This window comes from Luteimonas gilva, assembly GCF_005239095.1.
Taxonomy (GTDB): domain Bacteria; phylum Pseudomonadota; class Gammaproteobacteria; order Xanthomonadales; family Xanthomonadaceae; genus Luteimonas_C; species Luteimonas_C gilva.
The window spans coordinates 1,252,777-1,271,069 of the sequence record NZ_SZUA01000001.1 but is presented as its reverse complement, the minus strand read 5'-3'; the positions used below and the strand labels follow the sequence as shown (position 1 = coordinate 1,271,069).

The window sequence follows — 18,293 nt, the reverse complement described above, 5'->3', positions numbered from 1 at the left end:
TCGTCTATCAGCCTGCTCCCGTCCCCAGCCTGGGCGACGGCCGTTATAGGAAGCGGGGATGGCGATGAAAACGATATGGACGGTGATGACGGCGCTCGGATTGGTCGCCTGCGATACGGGCGCGTCCAAGGCCGAGGAAATGGTGGAAGTGCGGATGCAGTTGGTGCGCTCGGACGGAAGTCCGCTTGCGCACGTCCCGGTCCGCATGGTGCTGAGCACCGAGAAAAGCCCGCGCTCGCCCGATGCGGGCGTGCATTTGGTTACGGACGCCCAAGGCAGGATCGAACGCAAGGTGATGGGAAAAGTGGAAAAACGTTCGGTCGAGCTCGACAACATGTTCGCGCGGCATCGCATGGACTACATCGATGTCGGCATCGAAATGAACTGGCCGGGAGAACGTGCGCTGCACTGGATCGGGCTGGACTCCAATCGAAGCGGCACGCTGGTCAGCTCGAGCGTCTACAAGTTCGGGCGTTTGGGCCGATTCGACAGGCTGGTCACGGCTTGGACTCTCGCCCCCGGAGAACGCGCGCCGGAGGGATTCGACGCGCGCGTCGCCACGATGGACCACGTCGAGCGCGCGCAGGAACGGCGCTGGGTAGTCGACCTTGTGCTGGCGACCTACGACGAGCCGGTGCGGCCGAAAATGATAGGCGCCGCGCCTCGGACGAGGCGCGTTACCTAACGGGCGCCGACGGCTCGGCCGCCGGATCAACGGGCCCGGAAATCGCCGGGTTTGGGCAGTTCTACGGGTACGCCGTTCGCGTCGCACAAGCCCGCCGCGCACAGCCGTTCGCGCATTTTCGGCGTGGCTTGCACCATGAAGTGGAAGATCGTGTTTTGTTCGACGCTGCCGCGCACGGCGTCGCTGCCCGGGCCGCGCGCCCAGATGCCGACGTCGTCGCCGCCGTGGCTTTCGTTGGCTAAGGGCACCAGCGCTTCCTGCATGTAGTCCGGGTCTTCGGTGTTCACGTCGGTCAGGTTGGGCCGTCCGTTCGCGGATTCGTATTCCTTGCCGGCGTGGAAGAATTTTTTCGGCCCGGCCGGTTGCGACGAGGTCGCGCCGGTGTTGCCCGGCCCGTTCATATAGGCCAGCGTGGTGTAGGGCAGGCCGGTCGCGTCCATGGCCAGGTCGCCGCCTTCGTCCTCGCCGCTGCTGCCGCGCACTTTGCCGAGGATGGGATTGCCGCGCTGCGGATAGCCGACGAAGGTCAGCGTGTGCGAATGGTCGGCGGTGACCAGGATCAGCGTGTCCTGGTCGGAAGTCAGGTCCGCGGCGGCCTGCACCGCGTCGGACAGCGCGATCGTGTCGGTCAGCGCGCGGTAGGCGTTGCCGTAGTGGTTGGCGTGATCGATGCGGCCGCCTTCGACCATCAGGAAATAGCCGTTGGGCGAGGATTGCAGGCGCTGGATCGCATCCTTGGTCAATTCGGCCAGGCTCGGTTCGCCCGGATCGTCCTTGCGGTCGTAGTCGAAATGCAGGTGGTCGTATTCGAACAAGCCCAGGATCGGCGTTTTGCCGCGCGCCGCGTTCAACTGCTCGCGATTCCAGACGTAGGCGCCGCCCGGACGCTTGGCCCGCCATTCGCCGATCAAATCGCGGCCGTCCAGGCGCCCGCCCACCTTGTCGTCCTCCTCCGGATCGCGTTGTTCGACGGTCATGAAGTATTCGCGTCCGCCGCCGAAGACCACTTCGGGTCCGTCGCCGAACGGCGTCTCGATCAGTTGCCGCGCGATGTCGGCGCAACCTTCGCTGCGCGCGGTTTCGCTGAGCTCGGTGTCGCCTTCCCAATTGCGCTCCGAGGTGTGCGCATAAGTGGCGCCCGGGGTGGCGTGGGTGACGCGCGCGGTGGTGACGATGCCGGTGGCCATGTTCGCGCTTTCGGCCAACTCCAAGGCGCTCAGCAAGGGCGCCTTCAAGGCTTCGCTGCAGTCTTTGCGCTTGGCCGACTGGCCTACGCTGAGCATGCCCGCGCGCGTTTTCACGCCGGTGATCATCGCGGTCATGGTGCCGGCCGAATCGGGCGTCTGCGAATCTGTGTTGTAGGTCTTGCTGAGCGCGGTATCGGGGAAGCGTTCCCAGCTGAGCCGGTTGTTTTCGCCTGGCCCGCCGTTGCGCTGGCCTTGCAGGATGCGCGCGGCGGCGACCGTGGTCAGGCTCATGCCGTCGCCGACGAACAGGATCACGTTCTTGGCGCGTCCGCGCATCGCGCCGCGTTCGGCGGCTTGCGCCGCGCCGTCGCGGAACCACCATGCGGCGTTTTCGCCGTCGGGATGTCGGATCGACGGAACGTCCACGCGCACGGCCGCGGACGCGTTCTCGTGCGCGGGCTGCGCCGCGCAGGCGGCGAGCAGGACGGCCAAGCAGGAAGCGGCTATCGCTCGGCCGGAGCGGGGCATGCGGATGCGGGTTCGAGGCATCGGGTATTCCGGAATGGTGAGAAAAATAGCGGCCCAAAAGGCCGCGTCGAATTATGCCAAGGTTCTAGCGGCCGTCGTGTTGCACCCAGGCGGTATTGACCATGCGCCATTGGCCGCCCTGGCGGATCAGCAGAGCGTAATCGACGATCCGGCGGCCGCTGGACCAGTCGACCGTCCAGCGCGCATAGCCGACGTCGCCGGTGGCGGCGACCGTATCGATCTTCTGCGACAGCGGCTTCAGGGTCGAGCCCTCCTTGCGCCGGCGGTCGAAGCGCGCCGCCCATTCCTGAGCGGAGACGGCCACCAGTTGTTCCAAATCCAAATTGAAGAACATGGCGCGCGGTTGCTGCGTCCGCAGCAGTTCGTCGCCGTTGAAGCTCAGGTCGCTGCGCAGCTTGGCTCGCACCACGGCGCGCAACTCCGCGGCGGTTGCGGGGTCGGTCTCGGCCGGGCGCGGCGCCGAAGCGAAGACCTTGCCGACGATCTTCCATTCGCCTTGCAGCTTCATCAGCAACAGATAATCGGTCAACGGCTTGCCGTCGCGATTGCCTTCGACCGTCGCCACGGCCGCATCGCCGCTGCGGTCGAGAGCGACGATCGTTTGCTCGAAACGGGCCTTGTGTTTTCCGTCGGCCATCAGCTGGCGCCACTCGGCCATGGTGCGGATCAGGACGTCGCCGTCCTGACCTACCCAATACATCTGAGCGGTCGGATGGAAGGCCCGCTCCAGCGGTTTCGCGGTTTGAGTGGCGTTGGCGCGGAGATATTCCCGCACCGGCGCGACCACGTCGGCGGGGAAGGCGGCGGCGGAAGAGGCGAGCAAAAGCGGCAACAGCATCGGCGACTCCATGAGAGGACGGGGTTCGGCGTTTCGGCGCGACGGGCCGGCACTGGATTCGCGGCTTCCTGAATCCGAGGAACACCATAGTCAGGCGGCCGATCCGCGAATATCGAAGATATCGCCGGCATCGTTCGCTTCTTTCGAACGATGGCCCGGAGCGGTCCGCCCACGGATGGAACGCCGGCGTTGCGCATCGCCGACTGTCCGCCGCGCCCGGATGAGGTATCGTCGGGGTTTGGACCGAATCGAGCCGTTCCCATGCTGAAATGGTGGTTCCGCATCCCGTTCTGGCAGCGCGTGCTGGCCGGTTTCGTCCTGGGCGCGCTGGCCGGCCTGGCCTTCGGCGAGAACGCGGCGAAATGGTTCGAGCCGCTCGGCGACGTCTACGTCAATCTGATCAAGATGATCGCGATCCCGCTGGTGTTCTTCGCGGTGATCAGCGCGGTGGGCTCGCTGCACGGGCAGAAATCGATCGCCGCTCTCGGCGGCCGCACCTTCGCCTGGTTCGCGATGACGGCGGTGCTGGCGGTATGCGTCGGCCTGGCGGCGGGCTTCGTGTTCAAGCCGGGCAGCGGCGTCAGCGGATTGCAGATCGCGGCCGACTACAAACCCAAGGAAGTGCCGGGCCCGCTGGACGTGCTGTTCAACATCGTGCCGCAGAATCCGTTCCGCGCGCTGTCGGCGACCGACGTGGGCAAGACGGCGGAAGGCAAGTCGGTGCTGGTGCCGAGCAACGGCACCGTGCTGCAGGTGATCTTCTTCGCCGGATTGATCGGCTTCGCTTTCGTCAAGCTTGGCGAAAAGACCGCCAACCTGCGCAAGCTGGCCGGAGAAGCCAGCGAAACCATGATCCAAGTGACGCGGTTCGTGCTCGAGTTCACCCCGATCGGCACCTTCGGCCTGATCGCCGGGCTGGTCGGCGCTTACGGTTTCGAGAAGCTGCTGCCGCTGGGCAGTTTCGTGATCGCGTTGTACGCGGCTTGCGCCTTCCACATCGTGGTGGTCTACACCGGCCTGTTGCTGGCGCACGGCCTGAATCCGCTGAAATTCTTCCGCGGCGCGGCGCCGGCGATGCAGGTCGGTTTCGTCGCTTCGTCCAGCTTCGCGGCGATGCCGGTGTCGCTGCGCAGCGTGGTCCATAACCATGGCGTGGACCGCGATTACGCCGCGTTCGCGGTGCCGTTGGGCGCCAGCATCAAGATGGACGGCTGCGGTGCGATCTATCCGGCGCTCGCGGCGGTGTTCATCTCCCAATACGCGGGCATCGAACTGTCGATGGGGCAATACCTGATCATCGTACTGGCGTCGGTGCTGGGCAGCTTCGGCACCGCCGGCGTTCCGGGCACCGCGGTGATCATGGCCACGGTGGTGCTGAGCGCGGCCGGATTGCCGCTGGAGGCGATCGGTTATCTGTACGCGATCGACCGCATCCTGGACATGATGCGCACGATGACCAACGTCACCGGCCAGATGCTGGTGCCGGTGCTGGTGGCGAAGGAAACGGGGCTGCTCGACCGCGAGATCTACGAAGCGGCTTCCAGCAACGTCGGCATCGCCGAAGACGAGAAGACGGAAGTAGACGCGAAGGAGCGCGCGTGATGGGCGAGGCGATCGAGCTGGTCGAGCGTTTCCCGGGCGTGGAGGATTATTTGCGGATCCGCTCGGCGGCCGGCATGCACGCCAAAACGGCCGAAGCGGCGACGCGGGCGCTGCCGAACACGCTGTATGGCGTCAGCCTGCAGCGCGACGGCGAGACGGTCGGCATGGGCCGCATCATCGGCGACAACGGCTGTTTCTTCACCGTCGTCGACATCGCGATCGTGCCGGAATTCCAGGGCCAAGGCCTGGGTCGGCGGGTGATGGCCGCACTCGATGCTTGGATCCAGCGCAATGTGCCTGAATCGGCCTACGTCACCCTGGTCGCCGACGGCGATGCGAAGTATCTCTACCAAAAGTTCGGCTTCGTCGAGAGCGCGCCGCTCGCGGTGAACATGGAGTACGTGATGGGGCCGGGCGGCGAGCGCGACACGAGCTATCTGGAAGCCGCGCCGTAACGCTGCGATCGAAGCCCTCTCCCGCTTGCGGGAGAGGGTTGGGTGAGGGCGCGCGGACGCGCCGGTCGCGCCAAACAGTCGTTGCGCACCCTCATCCCAGCCCACGCTCCGCGCCCCGGCCCGGCCTGCGCTTACGCGCAGGCGCTCAGCGGCGCGCGCGGCGGTGCCACGCAAGCAGCGCCGCTTCGCCCCGCAAGCGGGAGAGGGGGGCGCATCACGCCCGCGAATAGCGCCACGACACCATTTTCCCGTCCCGATACGGCATCACGCCATGGAACGGCCGCGGATCGCTATCGAACACCAGCGGCAGGAACTCGCGGTCGCCTTCCCACATCGGCAATTCGTGCAGGCGGCCGATGTCGACCCATTCCAAGGCGCCTTCTGGATTGCGTTCGAGCGGCGTTCCGGAAAACCGGGTCACCACGAACACGAAGCCCAGCCAATCTTCGCCATGCTTGCCGAAGCCGGGCCAGCTGATCGTGCCGCGCAGTTGCAATTCCTCGCAATCGATTCCGGCTTCCTCGCGGATTTCGCGGCGCATGCCGGCCAGCACGTCCTCGTCCGGTTCGATCTTGCCGCCCAGGCCGTTGTATTTGCCCAAATGGTGGTCGTCTTCGCGCGCATTGCGATGCAGCATCAACACTTGGCGGCCGTCCGGCGACAGCACATAGCCCAGCGTGGCGACGATCGGCGTGTAGGGCATCAGCGCGCGGCCTCGCGCTGCTTCTTCAATTCCGCATCGAAATTGCGCTCGGCCCCGTCGGCGTATCCGCGGCAAGTCATCGGTTCGGGGTGCGGCGCGGACGTCTTTTCCGGCGTCCAACCGCTGGCGCCCGGATGCGGCGTCAGCAGCACGTCGCAGGGCAGGGCGCGCACGACGGCGAAGCTGCGGCGGTAGTCGTCGACGATGCGCGGGTAGCGGGCATTGCCGATCAAGCGATAATCGGGCGTGGACAAACTGTCGGCGTAAGCGATGCGCACGTCCTTGCCGTCGCGGCGGTCGGTCCAAGTCCAACTGGTGCTGCCGGGCGTGTGGCCGGGCGTGAAATGCGCGACCAGGCGGATGCCGCCCAGTTCGATGGCTTCTCCGTCCATCAGAATGCGGTCGGCCTGCACCGGCGGGAACGGCAGCGCGTCGCCGTAATGGATGTCGTCGCTGCCGCCGCGCGCCAGCAGCGCCGCGCTTTCCGCGCCGACGGCTACGCGCGCGCCGGTGCCGCGCTTGAGCGCGGCCAATGCGCCGGCGTGGTCGGCGTGCGCGTGGCTGGACAGGATGTACTTCAACTCGCCGGGCTTCACGCCCAAAGTGCGCAGGCGCTCGAGCAGCATCGGCGCCGCCTGCGGCATGCCGCCGTCGATCAAGACCGCGCCTTCGGGCGTCTTCACCAATACGACGCTCAGCCCTTGCGTGCCGATGTACCAGGTGTTGTCGGCCAACTGGAACGGCGGTATCGGCTGGCGCCAGCTCTCGTCGACCTCGTAAGCGCGCAATTGCGGCAGCGCCGGTTCGGCGGCGGAAGAACAACCCAGGGACAGCGACAAGCCGACGACGGCGGCGGCCGAGCGGAGCGAAGGCATCGCGATGCGTTTCCGTGTGGAAGATGCACAGTGTCGGCGATCCGGCGTGCCGCCCGCCAGCCCGCCGCGTTACTTTCGGCCCTGTGGACGGCCCCCGTCGGCTAGGTAGCCTGCACCCACTCAAGTTGGGGATTTCGTATGCAAGCACGTCGCCTAGCCGGATTGCTGGTCGGTTGCTTCGCCGTCGGCACGGCCTTCGCCGCCGACGCGGACCGCTGGAACCTGCCTATCGCCACCCAGAAGCTCGACAACGGCCTGACCGTCGTCGTTTCCGAGGACCACAGCGCGCCGGTGGTCGGGGTCAGCGTCGTGTACCACGTCGGCATGCGCCTGGAGCCCAAGAACCGCACCGGTTTCGCACACTTGTTCGAGCACCTGATGTTCCAAGGCACGCCGAACGCGAAGAAGGGCGTGTTCGACACCGTGATCACCGGCGGCGGCGGCCGCAACAACGGCTCCACCCGCGCCGATTTCACCAATTACGTCGAAACCGCGCCGGTATCGGCGATCGAATCGCTGCTCTGGCTCGAAGCCGACCGCATGAAGACGCTCGACTTCAATCCGGCGACGCTGAAGAATCAGCAGGACGTGGTGAAGGAAGAAATCCGGGTCAACGTGAAGAATCAGCCCTACGGCGGCTTCATGTGGATCGACATCGGCCAGCACGCGTTCCAGAAGTGGGAGAACAACCACGACGGCTACGGCAGCTTCCAAGACTTGGAAAACGCCAATCTGAAGGACGTCGAACAATTCCACCGCGATTACTACGGCCCCAACAACGCGGTGCTGAGCATCGCCGGCGACATCACGCCCGAGCAGGGCTTCGCTTTGGCGAAGAAGTATTTCGGCGGCATCCCGGCGCGCAAGACGCCGCCGCCGACCGATTTCCGCGAAGGCCTGAACACGCAGGAAAAACGCGTGCAGCAGAGCGACGCGCTGGCCCAGGTGCCGGCCATCGCGGCGGCGTGGAAGATGCCCGACCGCGGCAGCAAGGACCAGGCGCCGATGGCCGTGCTGGGCGCGCTGCTCGCCGGCGGCGACGCTTCGCGCTTCTACCAGGGCCTGGTGAAAGGCCGCGAGCTCGCGCTCAACGTGGAGTCGTTGTACGGCCTGACCAGCGAATGGGAATACGACGGCCCCACGCTGTTCACGGTGTTCGCGCTGTACAAGCCCACCACCGACGCCGACACGCTGCTCAAGGCGATGGACGAAGAAATCGCCAAGGTCGCGAAGGACGGCGTTGACGACGCCACGCTCGCCCGGGTCAAGACCCAGTTGCTGGCCGATTGGTACAACGGCATGGAGATGTTCCTGCAGCGCGCCGACAAGCTGGCCCGGCTGCAGACGCTGTGGGGCGACGCGAACGTCGCCAACCAGATTCCCGGCTGGATCGACGCGGTGACGTCCGAAGACGTGAAGCGCGTCGCCGCCACGTATCTGACCACGCCCAATCGCACCGTGATCGACCGCAAGCCGGCCGCGATGCTGAAGCCCGCCGCGCCCGCCGCAGCGAAGAAGGACTGAGGAGACGACGATGACGCTGACCAAGACCTCCATCGCGCTCGCGATTTCCCTGGCCTTCTGCGGCGCCGCGACGGCGCGCGACGCCGTCGTCCTGCCCAAGGATCTGCCGCCGTACGCGCCCGACAAGCCGCTGCCGGTGCCGCAAATCGAGAAGAAGACGCTCGCCAACGGCCTGGAAGTGTGGGTCGTGCCGCGCAACGGCTTGCCGCGCGTGGACTACGTGCTGGCGGTGCGCAACGCCGGCCTGGCCGTCGATGCGCCGACCTCGCCCGGTTTCGCTAGCCTGTTCGCCGGCTTGTTGAACGAAGGCACGGCCAAGCGCGATTCGAAGGCGGTCGCCGAAACCGCGCAAGGATTTGGCGGCAGCCTGGGCGCCGGCGCCAGCAACGACGGCGTCACCGTCTATGCCGACGCGCTGGCCAGCCATGCCGCGCCCATGCTCGACCTGCTCGCCGAAGTGGTCCGCCAGCCCGCTTTCCCGGAGAACGAAGTGAAGCTAGCGCAGGCCAACGCCGCGCAAGAGCTGAAGGCCAGCGAAGCCCAGCCGGCGTTCAAGGCTTCGCGTGCGCTGCTCAAGGCGGTCTACGGCGACCATCCTTATTCGCGCACGCAGCTCGCCGAATCGACCATCGCCGCGCTGACCCCTGAGAACCTGCGTTCAGAACACGCGCGCCGTTTCCATCCCGACCGCGCCTTGCTGGTGATCACCGGCAAACTCACCGGCGCCGAAGGCTTCGCCTTGGCCGAAAAAGCGTTCGGCGATTGGAAGGCCGCGGGCGCCGATGCGCCCGACACGCCGGCCGCGCCGCGCGAAGCCAAGCCGCAGTTCGTGATGATCCAGCGCGACGGCAGCGTGCAGTCCACCTTGCGCATCGGCCGTCCGGCGATCGCCGCGACCGATCCGGACTACGTGCCGATGCAGCTGGCCAGCACCGTGCTCGGCGGCGGCTTCAGCAGCCGCGTCAACCTCAATCTGCGCGAAGAGAAGGGCTATACGTACGGCGCCGGCGCGGGCCTGTCCGCGGCGCGCGCGGGCGGCAACGTGGTCGCGCAGGCGGACGTGCGCAACGAAGTCACCGGCGCGTCGCTGAAGGAGTTCTTCTACGAGTTCGACCGCCTCGGCAACGAGCCGGTGAGCGCGCAGGAACTGGCCGACACCAAGCGCTATGTCGCCGGCGGCTATCTGATCAACAACCAGATGCAGGGCTCGGTGGCGACGACGCTGGCCAGGAATTGGCTGATCGGATTGCCGTCGAATTTCCTAGGCGAATACGTGCCCAAGATCCGTGCCGTGGATGCGGCGCAGGTGCAGGCGATGGCGAAGAAGTACTACTCGCCGAAAGACCAGTCGATCGTGGTGGTCGGCGACGGCAAGGCCATCGCCGAACAGCTCAAGGCCTACGGCGAGTTCCAGGCCCGCGACAAGTAAGGTTTCGTTTCGGTCGACAGACCCCGGCCGGCGTCTTCAGGCGCCGGTTTCTTTTTTTGTGGGAGCGGCTTTAGCCGCGAGCTTTCGCTTCGGGTAAAAGCTCGCGGCTAAAGACGCCCCCACAAAGAAGCCGCCTACAACGCGACGCGCGGGGTGGCGATCCGCGCCGCCCACCAGGCGAGCGGGATCGGCAGCAAGACGCCCAAGGCCGTCATCCACAGCGGATACGGCAGCGCGACGGCATTGAAGATCACGCCCAGCACCACTGCGGCGCCCACGACGAGCGCCGCGCCGACGCGATGCGCGCGCGAGATCTTCGCCGCGACCCAGCCGCCGACGAAGCTCGCCAGCAGCCAGCCGAATACGACCATCGCCTTCATCGCCGGCGTGGCCTTGGCGACTAGTTCGGCCAGCGCGGCTTCGCTGCTCGGATCGATGCCCGGCGGCGGCGGGAACAACATCGTGGCCAGGCCTTCGATCAACAGCATCGCGAGCATCGCCACGGCCAAGCCGACGACGGCGCCGAGTATCGTGCGCCCCATGGCATCCCTCCGTGCGGTGGAGACGGCTTTCAGCATCGCGCTCGGCGCGCCGCCCCGCAAGTACGCGCATCCGCGCATAATCGGCCTTTCGGGTCGATTCTTCGGACGCTGATGCCGGCTATGGATATCGCCATTCGCGAATGCGGTCCCGCCGATGCGGCGCGATTGGCGCGGCTGCGGGCGGATTTCCTGGAAGAGCTCGGCCAGCGCCTGCCGAACGGTTTCGTTGCCAATCTCGAACAGTGGTTCGCGCAGGCGCTGGGCACGCCGCGCGTGCGCGCGTGGGTGGCCGAGACGGAGGGCGGAATCGCCGGCACCGTTGTGGTCAATCCCTTCGAGCGCGTGCCCAATGCGCGCAATCCGGCCGGGCGCGGCTGGTACGTGATGAACGTGTACACGTTGGCGCCGCATCGCGGCCGCGGCATCGCCAAGCGCTTGTTGACGGCGGTGGATGCCGCAGCCGCGCAAGACGGCGTGCCGGTGCTGGAACTGCGCGCCACCGACGAGGGCCGCCCCTTGTACGAACGTTTCGGTTTCGGACCTACTTTCCACTACATGGAACGCATGGAGACCCCGGCATGAGCGGACACCAGCGCGAATTGAATTTCCGCTTCCTGGCCGAACCCACCGACGTCAATTACGGCGGCAAGGTGCACGGCGGCGTGGTGATGAAATGGATCGACCAAGTCGGTTACGCCGCCGCGGTCGGCTGGAGCGGCAAGTACAGCGTGACGGTGGCGGTGGGCGGGATCCGTTTCGTCGCGCCGATCCGGATCAGCGATCTGGTCACGGTCTCGGCGAAGCTGGTGCATACCGGCACCACCAGCATGCATTTCTCGGTCGACGTGCGCGCGCGCGATCCGATGGACGACCAAGGCGAGCGGCTGTGCACGCATTGCGTGATCGTGTTCGTCGCCCTGGACGGCGTGGAAGGCAAGCCGACGCCGGTGCCGCCTTGGGTGCCGACATCGGAAGACGATAAGCGTCTGGCCGAATACGCGATCAAGGTGATGGATTTGAGCAAGGGGATCGAGGAGACGATCGCGCGGTATCGCGGTTAGTTTTTTCCTCCCCCCGTAGAGAGCGTGCTTTTGACTCCGCTATTTGCGGTTGCCCTCCGTCAAAAGCCGAACCCTCTCCCTGGCCCTTCGGGCCTGTCCCTCTCCCGTTAAGGGAGAGGGAATGCATTGCGACTTCGAAAATGAAAAAGGCCGCTAGCAGCGGCCTTTTTTCGAAAACGCTGGAGCGCGGCGTCAGACGCCGCTGACGCGCCGCGCCTGCAAGAACTTGCGGCTCCAATAGCCGTCGTTGAGGCTGGACACCGTCACGTCGCGGCCGGTGCGCGGGGCGTGCACGAAGCGGCCGTCGCCAACGTAGATGCCGACGTGGTCCACGCGCTTGCCGCGGCGGCTGAAGAACACCAGATCGCCGACGGCCAGCGAGGCGCGGTCGACCTTTTCCCCGTCTTTGGCCATCTCGCGCGACACGCGCGGCAGTTCGATGCCCAAGGCGCTGCGGAACACGTAGCCGACCATGCCGCTGCAGTCGAAACCGCCGTCCGGCGAAGTGCCGCCCCAACGATAGGGGGTGCCGAGCAGGGCCAGGGCCTTCTGCAGGACGGCCTGGACCCGGCCGGACGCCTGCGGAGCCACGGCCTGGCCGACCATCAGGCCGCCGGCGTCGGCGGTCGCGCGCAGGTCGAGGGTGGCTTCCATCAAGGTGCGGTCGGACAGCGCCATCGCATCGGCCACCGCCGGGCTGGCGGCGCTGGCGTTGGTCAGGTGGCTATTGCTGTCCAGAGTGTTCTGGTGCGCGAAAGCCGGCAGCGCGGCAGCGCACAACAGGGAGAAGAGGAGGGGACGGAGGCGACCCGGGCGGGGGAGACGGGCGGCTGTTTGGCCAGAGTCGGTCGTCGTCACGCGGCTTTCACTATTCAAAACCAGGCGGAATAGTGCCGGATGAAACCGAAGATATTGTTCAGAAAAGATTAAAAAAACGTAAAGATGGAACGATCTTCGTCACTATTCCACTATCGCAACACCCGCCGAGCCCCGGTGTAATGGTCGACCCAGTAGGGTCCGTCGAGCCGGTCCAGACGCACCGTGCCGCCGGTGCTGGGGGCATGGACGAAGCGGCCTTCGCCTACATAAATGCCGACGTGGCTGACGCTGCCGCGGCTGCCGAAGAACACCAGGTCTGCGGCCGCCAGACGCTCGGGCGCTATTTTCGGGCCTTGCACCTGCGCCAATTCGTGCGAGGTGCGCGGCAGCTTCAGATCGAGCATGTCGCGGTAGACGTAGTTGACCAAGCCGCTGCAGTCGAAGCCGCCTTCGGGCGTGTTGCCGCCGTAGCGATAAGGCGTGCCGACCAGGCTCAACGCGCGCATCAGCACCGCATTGGCCGAAGCGGGATCCTCGGGTTCGACCATCGGCCACGACCGCGAGGCGTAGGCGCCGCCGCGCTTGGGCGCAGGGCGCACGTCGGGACGGCCGCAGGCCGCGAGCAGGCAGGCCATGGCCAAAAGCGCGGCGATCGCGGCCGCGCGCGCTGGCATAGGCGGACGGGGTTCCGGATAATGGTCGGCCTTCATCACCGCGCATCTTGGCCGCAATCCGACGCCGCCCACAAGCCTGCGCCAGTCCGGAATTCAGAATGAAAATCGAGAAAGACCGCGTCGTCCGCTTCCACTACACCGTCGCCGAACAGGGCCAAGAGGCCTTGGAGAGTTCCAAGGAACGCGAGCCGCTCGCGATCCTCATCGGCCACGGCAACATCATTCCGGGCCTGGAAAAGGCGATGGAAGGCCGCGAGGCCGGCGACAGCTTCGCGGTCGACGTGGCCGCGGCCGATGCGTACGGCGAACGCCGCGACGGCCTGACCCAGCGCGTGCCGAAGAAGCATTTCGGCGCTCAGCGCCTGGAGCCGGGCATGCAAGTGGTGCTCAACACCAATTTCGGGCCGCGCGCGGTGACCATCGAGAAAGTCGGGATGAGCGTGGTCGACGTCGACCTCAACCATCCGATGGCCGGCAAGAACCTGCATTTCGACGTCGAGATCGTCGACGTGCGCGAGGCCAAGCCGGAAGAAGTCGAGCACGGCCACGTGCACGGCGACGGCGGGCACGATCATTGAGCCCCGCGCTCCGCGAAAAGCTTCCGAAGGCCTGCGCAAGCAGGCCTTCGTTTTTCGGCGGGCTCGCCTAGAGGTTCGAGCGAGCACCGCTCTTGTGGGAGGGGCTTCAGCCCCGACACAGGGCGGTCGGGGCTGAAGCCCCTCCGCAAAATCGCGGCCCTTGCGGCCCGCGCACTCAGCGTGAATGATTCGCCCGGGCCGGTCGGGAGGGGATCGCATGGACTCGGGCGCGCATTTGGAGCCGGTCGCGGCGAACGAACGCATCGAGACGATGGACGTGCTGCGCGGCTTCGCCCTGCTCGGCATCCTGCTAATGAACATCGAGGCCTTCGTCGGGCCGTTGATGGAAGCGCTGACCGGCGTGAATCCGCGCTTCTCCGGCGCCGACCGCTGGATGGACGCGGCGATCTACGTGCTGGTGCAGGGCAAGTTCATCACCTTGTTCTCGCTGCTGTTCGGCATGGGCTTCGCGGTGATGCTCGAACGCGCGCGGGCGCGCGGCGGCAGCGGCGCGGGCGTGTACACGCGGCGGCTGCTGGCGTTGCTGGGCTTCGGATTGGCGCATTCGATCCTGATCTGGTCGGGCGACATCCTGGCGACCTACGCGCTGATCGGATTCCTGTTGCTGCTGTTCTTCCGCAACGCGTCGGTATCCCACTTGCCCAAATGGGGCGTGGTCTTGTACCTGCTGCCCTTGCTATTGCCCTGGGCGATGGTGTTCTTCGGCGCGTTGGCGCAAATGGATCCGCAGTCTTCCGCGGAATGGCAGAAGGGCATGGCCGAACAAGGCCGGCAGATGACGGCTTTGTCCGAAGCGCAGCGGCAAGCCTATGGCGCCGGCAGTTACGCCCAAGCGGTGGCGCAGCGCGCCGCGGATACGGCGACCATGCTTGGCTTCGTGCCTTTTTATGGTTTGACGATCTTGGGCATGTTCGCGTTCGGCGCCTGGTTCGTGCGCAGCGGCGCGATCCGCAATCCCGAGACGCGCCTGCCCCTGTTCCGCAAATTGCTCGCGATCGGCTTCCTGGCCGGATTGCCGCTGATGCTGTGGTCGGCCTGGTTGCATCCTAGCCACAGCTTCTCCGGTATCGATGCGAGCGGCGCCGCCTCGCAAACCGCCGCGCAGATCGCCAACGCGCTGATGTGTTTCGGCTATTTCTCGGCGATCGTGCTGCTGATGCAGCGCCCGGCCTGGCGCGCGCGGCTGCGCTGGATCGCTCCGGCCGGCCGGATGGCGCTGACCAATTACCTGATGCAGTCGGTGATCTGCACGCTCGTGTTCTACCACTACGGTTTGGGTTACTTCGAACAGTTGCCGCGGCTATGGCAACCGGCGTTCGTGCTCGGCGTGTTCGTCGTGCAAGTGTTGCTGAGCCGATGGTGGCTGTCGAAATTCCGCTACGGGCCGATGGAGTGGTTGTGGCGTTGGCTGACCTATCTGGAACGGCCGGCGATGCGGTTGGCGAATGCATAGCGGCGACGGCGGCGTCGCGGCTCCGCAAGAGCCCGCGAGCGACACGCGATCCGCGCCGGCGGCCGGCCCGATCGAATCGGGCGGCCGCATAGGCGCGCTGGATCTGGCGCGCGGCTTCGCATTGCTCGGCATCCTGCTGGTGAACATCCAGATGTTCAACCTATCGATGCTGGATCCGGCAGGCGGCAAGCGCATCCTGCCGACGGACGATGCCGTGCAATGGGTGCTTTCCACATTCTTCGAAAACAAGTTCTGGGCCTTGTTCTCGATCCTGTTCGGCATGGGCTTCGCGGTGATGATGGAGCGTGCGGAAGACGATCGCCGCGGCTTCATCGTGCGTTACCTGCGGCGCGCCTTGGCCTTGGCTGCATTCGGCGCACTGCACATCGTGCTGATCTGGCACGGCGACATCCTGTTCAACTATGCGGTGACCGCGCTGGTGCTGCTCGCGATCCTGTTCTGCGGGCCTTGGCTGGGCGCGGCGCTGGCGGGAGCGGCGATCCTGTGCGCGCAGCCGTTGGGTTTGGCGACAGCGGACGCGGTTGCGCTCTGCCTGATCGCAGCGACAACGGCCTTGTACTTGCGCGCGGAAGAACCGCGCCGGCGCGCCGTTCTCGCGCTGAGCGGGCTGGCGTCGGCGGCGATCCTCGGCGCGATAGCGATATACGCCACCTCCGCGCCAGGGCAGGCCCACAAGTACGCGGGCTATGCGCTCGTATTCCTGGCCGCGTGCGCGCTGGCGCTGTTCGAACGCCGCGCGGGCGCCGTGCGCTTCCTGCGCGCGGGCATCGCGTGGTTCTTGGCGGCGATGCTGGCGTCGGCGATTGCTCTTTCGTTGCCGAAGTGGACGCCCGCGGGTTGGTGGCCGCCGTCGACGGCGGCCGCCGAAGTGCAGAAGGCCCAGCGCAGGATCGAGTTGCGCGCGCGCGGACTCGCGCAGAACACCGCGATGGCGCAAGACAGCTATGTCGAGAGCGTGCGCTTCCGCGCCGAATCGGGGTTCAAGCGACCGCTCGAAACCTTATTCGTGATGACTTTGGCCGCAGGCGCGCTGTTCCTGATCGGCATGTGGCTGGTGCGTTCGGGCGCGGCGCGCTGGCCCGATCGCCATATGCGGTTATGGCGCGGACTGGCTTGGGTGGGTTTCCCGCTCGGTGCGGCCGCGGTGATCGGCGGCGACAAGCTGGCCGAACTCGCATCCGGATCCAAGCCCGCCGCCGCCTGGCTCTCGATCTTGCCGGAAGCCGGCGCGGTCGCGATGGCTTTGGGCTATCTGGCTTTCGCCTTCCTGCTCGCGCGACACGGCACGGTAGCCGGGCGCTTGTCCTGGGTCGCCGCGGCCGGGCGCATGGCGCTGACGAACTATTTGATGCAATCGCTGATCGCAACATGGTTCTTCCACGGCTACGGCTTGGGCTTCTGGGGTTTGGGCCGCACCTGGCAGGCGCTGTTTTGCGTGACGCTGTTCGCATTGCAGGCCGCGCTCAGCGCGTGGTGGCTGTCGGGCCATCGCTACGGACCCATGGAATGGCTGTGGCGTTGGATCACCTACGCGCGCAAGCCGCACATGCGAGTGCGCGCCTGAGGCGCCATCGGTCGGAGTGACTTCCGGCCCGCGAAGCCGCGCTGCCGGCGTGAGGAAATCTCCGTGAAGAACGAGGGAGATGGGGACATGGACGCTGCCGTACCGACCGCCGAACTGAAACCGGTCGCCGCGAACGAACGCATCCAGGCTTTGGACGTGATCCGCGGCTTCGCGCTGCTCGGCATCTTCTTGATGAATATCGAGTGGTTCAACCGGCCGCTGGCCGATCTCGGCGCCGGCATGGCGGCGGGGCAAACCGGCATCGACTACGCCGTCGCCTGGTTCATCGACGTATTCGTGCGCGGCAAGTTCTGGACCATGTTCTCGATGCTGTTCGGCATGGGCTTCGCGGTCATGCTGGCGCGCGCGACCGCCGCGCAGCGCGGCTTCATCGCGCCGTATCTGCGGCGGACCGCAGCGCTGGCCGCGTTCGGCCTGTTGCACGGCATCCTGATTTGGGGCGGCGACATCCTGCTGAGCTACGCGACCGCGGCGTCCGTGCTGCTGCTGACGCTGTTCGGCCGCTTCTGGCAAGGCTTGCTCGTCGCCGCTTTGCTGGCGGGCGTGGGATTCGCGTTCGACGCGGGGCAACAGGTCGGCGGATTCGTGATGGTGCTGGCGGTCGCATGCTTGGTGGCCCTGTATCTGCGCAACGAACGCAGCGTGCGCATCGGCGGCAAATCGTGGCCGCTGCTCGCCGCGGTGTTGGCGGGCGCGGGCTTGCTGGCCGCGGTCGCCGGCGGCATCGGCGTCGCGATATACGGCAAAGGCTATGCGGGCTTGGTGGCGGGCGCGATCCTCATCGTCCTGGCTTGGCTATCGGCGCGCTATCGCAATCCGCCGGAACTGCGCAAGGCGCGAGTCGGCGTCGTGCTGTACATGGTGCCGGCGTTGGCGATGTTGATCGGCGCCGTCGTCGCGATGGCGATGCCCGAATCCGCGAACAAGCAGACCGCCGAGCAGAAGCAGCAGGTCGAAAAATTCCGCGCGGAACGCCGTCAGGAAGTGGCGACCGAAGCCCGGGTCATGAGCTCGGGCACCTACGCCGAAGCCGTCGCGACCCGCCGCGAATACTATTTGAACGACTACCTGCGGCAGGGCTTCTTCAGCGTGCTCGTGCTGGGGCTGTTCCTGCTCGGCGCCTGGTTCGTGCAATCGGGCGCGATCACGCAACCGGAGCGGTACGCGGGCTTGTTCAGGAAGCTGGTCTGGATCGGATTGCCTCTCGGTCTAGCGCTCGCCATCGTCGGCCACTTCATCGCACCGAGCCACGTGCAGGGGCAGAACGACCGGCAATGGCAGCTGGCGATCGGCCTGCAGATGGTCGGCAACCTGCCGATGTCGCTGGGCTACATCGCCGCGATCGTGTTGCTCCTGCGGCAGCGCGGGTGGTGGGCCCGGCTGCTGTCGTGGCTGGCGCCGGCGGGCCGTATGGCGCTGACCAATTACCTGAGCCAGTCGGTCATCGCCAGCCTCTACTTTTATGGCTACGGCCTGGGCCATTGGGGCGTCGGCCGCGCTTGGCAGGCGGTGTTCGTGCTCGTCGTGTTCGGGCTGCAACTGCTGATCAGCCGGTGGTGGCTGTCGAACTTCCGCTACGGGCCGATGGAATGGCTGTGGCGCTGGGCGACTTACGGACGCCAGCCGGCGATGCGCGACGCCTGACGTCGCCGAACGGGCGCCGGACGCCGCTCGGCGGCCCGGCTTGTCGGT

The 18,293-nt window shown here is 66.4% G+C and carries 18 protein-coding genes; 11 read left to right on the top strand and 7 right to left on the bottom strand.

Annotated features, from left to right (window positions below; all coding sequences use genetic code 11):
- The first annotated feature begins 64 nt into the window (after positions 1 to 64).
- Positions 65 to 685 (top strand): hypothetical protein, encoded by a 621-nt coding sequence (locus FCE95_RS05975; RefSeq protein ID WP_137266026.1) that lies wholly within the window; start codon positions 65 to 67, stop codon positions 683 to 685.
- A 26-nt stretch (positions 686 to 711) separates the two neighbouring features.
- On the opposite strand, the gene FCE95_RS05970 is transcribed toward FCE95_RS05975, so the two are convergent.
- Together FCE95_RS05970 and FCE95_RS05965 are read right to left on the bottom strand one after the other, a co-directional pair.
- Positions 712 to 2,400, bottom strand: a complete 1,689-nt coding sequence (locus FCE95_RS05970; RefSeq protein WP_137266474.1) for an alkaline phosphatase — start codon at positions 2,398 to 2,400, stop codon at positions 712 to 714.
- An 85-nt stretch (positions 2,401 to 2,485) separates the two neighbouring features.
- Positions 2,486 to 3,259, bottom strand: a complete 774-nt coding sequence (locus tag FCE95_RS05965) for a nuclear transport factor 2 family protein (RefSeq protein ID WP_189644647.1) — start codon at positions 3,257 to 3,259, stop codon at positions 2,486 to 2,488.
- Between the two features lie 261 nt (positions 3,260 to 3,520).
- Between FCE95_RS05965 and FCE95_RS05960 the strand changes: the two genes are divergently transcribed.
- Together FCE95_RS05960 and FCE95_RS05955 are read left to right on the top strand one after the other, a co-directional pair.
- Complete coding sequence (locus tag FCE95_RS05960; protein ID WP_137266024.1) at positions 3,521 to 4,861, top strand: dicarboxylate/amino acid:cation symporter; 1,341 nt, start codon at positions 3,521 to 3,523, stop codon at positions 4,859 to 4,861.
- The gene (locus tag FCE95_RS05955; protein WP_137266023.1) at positions 4,861 to 5,316 is read left to right on the top strand and encodes a GNAT family N-acetyltransferase; all 456 of its coding nucleotides are present in this window, start codon (positions 4,861 to 4,863) and stop codon (positions 5,314 to 5,316) included. Before FCE95_RS05960 ends, FCE95_RS05955 begins: the two co-directional genes overlap by 1 nt.
- 214 nt (positions 5,317 to 5,530) lie before the next feature.
- Here FCE95_RS05955 and FCE95_RS05950 read toward each other — a convergent pair whose 3' ends face one another.
- Together FCE95_RS05950 and bla are read right to left on the bottom strand one after the other, a co-directional pair.
- The gene (locus FCE95_RS05950; RefSeq protein ID WP_137266022.1) at positions 5,531 to 6,019 is read right to left on the bottom strand and encodes an NUDIX hydrolase; all 489 of its coding nucleotides are present in this window, start codon (positions 6,017 to 6,019) and stop codon (positions 5,531 to 5,533) included.
- Positions 6,019 to 6,894 carry a subclass B3 metallo-beta-lactamase gene (gene bla / locus FCE95_RS05945; RefSeq protein ID WP_137266021.1) on the bottom strand — a complete coding sequence of 292 codons (876 nt, stop codon included), beginning with the start codon at positions 6,892 to 6,894 and terminating at the stop codon, positions 6,019 to 6,021. The genes FCE95_RS05950 and bla overlap by 1 nt, the downstream gene beginning before the upstream one ends.
- 138 nt (positions 6,895 to 7,032) lie before the next feature.
- Between bla and FCE95_RS05940 the strand changes: the two genes are divergently transcribed.
- On the top strand, positions 7,033 to 8,418 hold the full coding sequence (locus FCE95_RS05940; protein ID WP_137266020.1) for a M16 family metallopeptidase: 1,386 nt from the start codon (positions 7,033 to 7,035) through the stop codon (positions 8,416 to 8,418).
- A 10-nt stretch (positions 8,419 to 8,428) separates the two neighbouring features.
- Complete coding sequence (locus FCE95_RS05935) at positions 8,429 to 9,847, top strand: M16 family metallopeptidase (RefSeq protein ID WP_223266790.1); 1,419 nt, start codon at positions 8,429 to 8,431, stop codon at positions 9,845 to 9,847.
- A gap of 134 nt (positions 9,848 to 9,981) precedes the next feature.
- On the opposite strand, the gene FCE95_RS05930 is transcribed toward FCE95_RS05935, so the two are convergent.
- The gene (locus FCE95_RS05930) at positions 9,982 to 10,389 is read right to left on the bottom strand and encodes a hypothetical protein (protein WP_137266019.1); all 408 of its coding nucleotides are present in this window, start codon (positions 10,387 to 10,389) and stop codon (positions 9,982 to 9,984) included.
- Between the two features lie 120 nt (positions 10,390 to 10,509).
- On the opposite strand from FCE95_RS05930, the gene FCE95_RS05925 reads away from it, so the two are divergent.
- Entirely contained in the window at positions 10,510 to 10,971 is a 462-nt protein-coding gene (locus FCE95_RS05925; protein WP_189644645.1) for a GNAT family N-acetyltransferase, read from the top strand.
- Complete coding sequence (locus tag FCE95_RS05920; protein ID WP_137266017.1) at positions 10,968 to 11,450, top strand: acyl-CoA thioesterase; 483 nt, start codon at positions 10,968 to 10,970, stop codon at positions 11,448 to 11,450. Before FCE95_RS05925 ends, FCE95_RS05920 begins: the two co-directional genes overlap by 4 nt.
- A gap of 192 nt (positions 11,451 to 11,642) precedes the next feature.
- Here the strand turns inward: FCE95_RS05920 and FCE95_RS05915 are convergent, their stop codons facing one another.
- Both FCE95_RS05915 and FCE95_RS05910 read right to left on the bottom strand, forming a co-directional pair.
- Positions 11,643 to 12,230 (bottom strand): C40 family peptidase, encoded by a 588-nt coding sequence (locus tag FCE95_RS05915; RefSeq protein ID WP_425481284.1) that lies wholly within the window; start codon positions 12,228 to 12,230, stop codon positions 11,643 to 11,645.
- A gap of 188 nt (positions 12,231 to 12,418) precedes the next feature.
- Positions 12,419 to 12,943 carry a C40 family peptidase gene (locus FCE95_RS05910; RefSeq protein ID WP_137266016.1) on the bottom strand — a complete coding sequence of 175 codons (525 nt, stop codon included), beginning with the start codon at positions 12,941 to 12,943 and terminating at the stop codon, positions 12,419 to 12,421.
- Positions 12,944 to 12,987: 44 nt separating this feature from the next.
- On the opposite strand from FCE95_RS05910, the gene FCE95_RS05905 reads away from it, so the two are divergent.
- The 4 genes from FCE95_RS05905 to FCE95_RS05890 all read left to right on the top strand — a co-directional run bounded on the left by FCE95_RS05905 (position 12,988) and on the right by FCE95_RS05890 (position 18,245).
- Positions 12,988 to 13,521 (top strand): FKBP-type peptidyl-prolyl cis-trans isomerase, encoded by a 534-nt coding sequence (locus FCE95_RS05905; RefSeq protein ID WP_425481294.1) that lies wholly within the window; start codon positions 12,988 to 12,990, stop codon positions 13,519 to 13,521.
- 217 nt (positions 13,522 to 13,738) lie between these two features.
- Complete coding sequence (locus FCE95_RS05900) at positions 13,739 to 14,995, top strand: DUF418 domain-containing protein (RefSeq protein ID WP_137266014.1); 1,257 nt, start codon at positions 13,739 to 13,741, stop codon at positions 14,993 to 14,995.
- Positions 14,988 to 16,580, top strand: a complete 1,593-nt coding sequence (locus tag FCE95_RS05895) for a DUF418 domain-containing protein (RefSeq protein WP_137266013.1) — start codon at positions 14,988 to 14,990, stop codon at positions 16,578 to 16,580. Before FCE95_RS05900 ends, FCE95_RS05895 begins: the two co-directional genes overlap by 8 nt.
- An 87-nt stretch (positions 16,581 to 16,667) precedes the next feature.
- Positions 16,668 to 18,245: a DUF418 domain-containing protein gene (locus FCE95_RS05890; RefSeq protein ID WP_137266012.1), complete on the top strand. Its 1,578-nt coding sequence runs from the start codon at positions 16,668 to 16,670 to the stop codon at positions 18,243 to 18,245.
- Positions 18,246 to 18,293 lie beyond the last annotated feature (48 nt).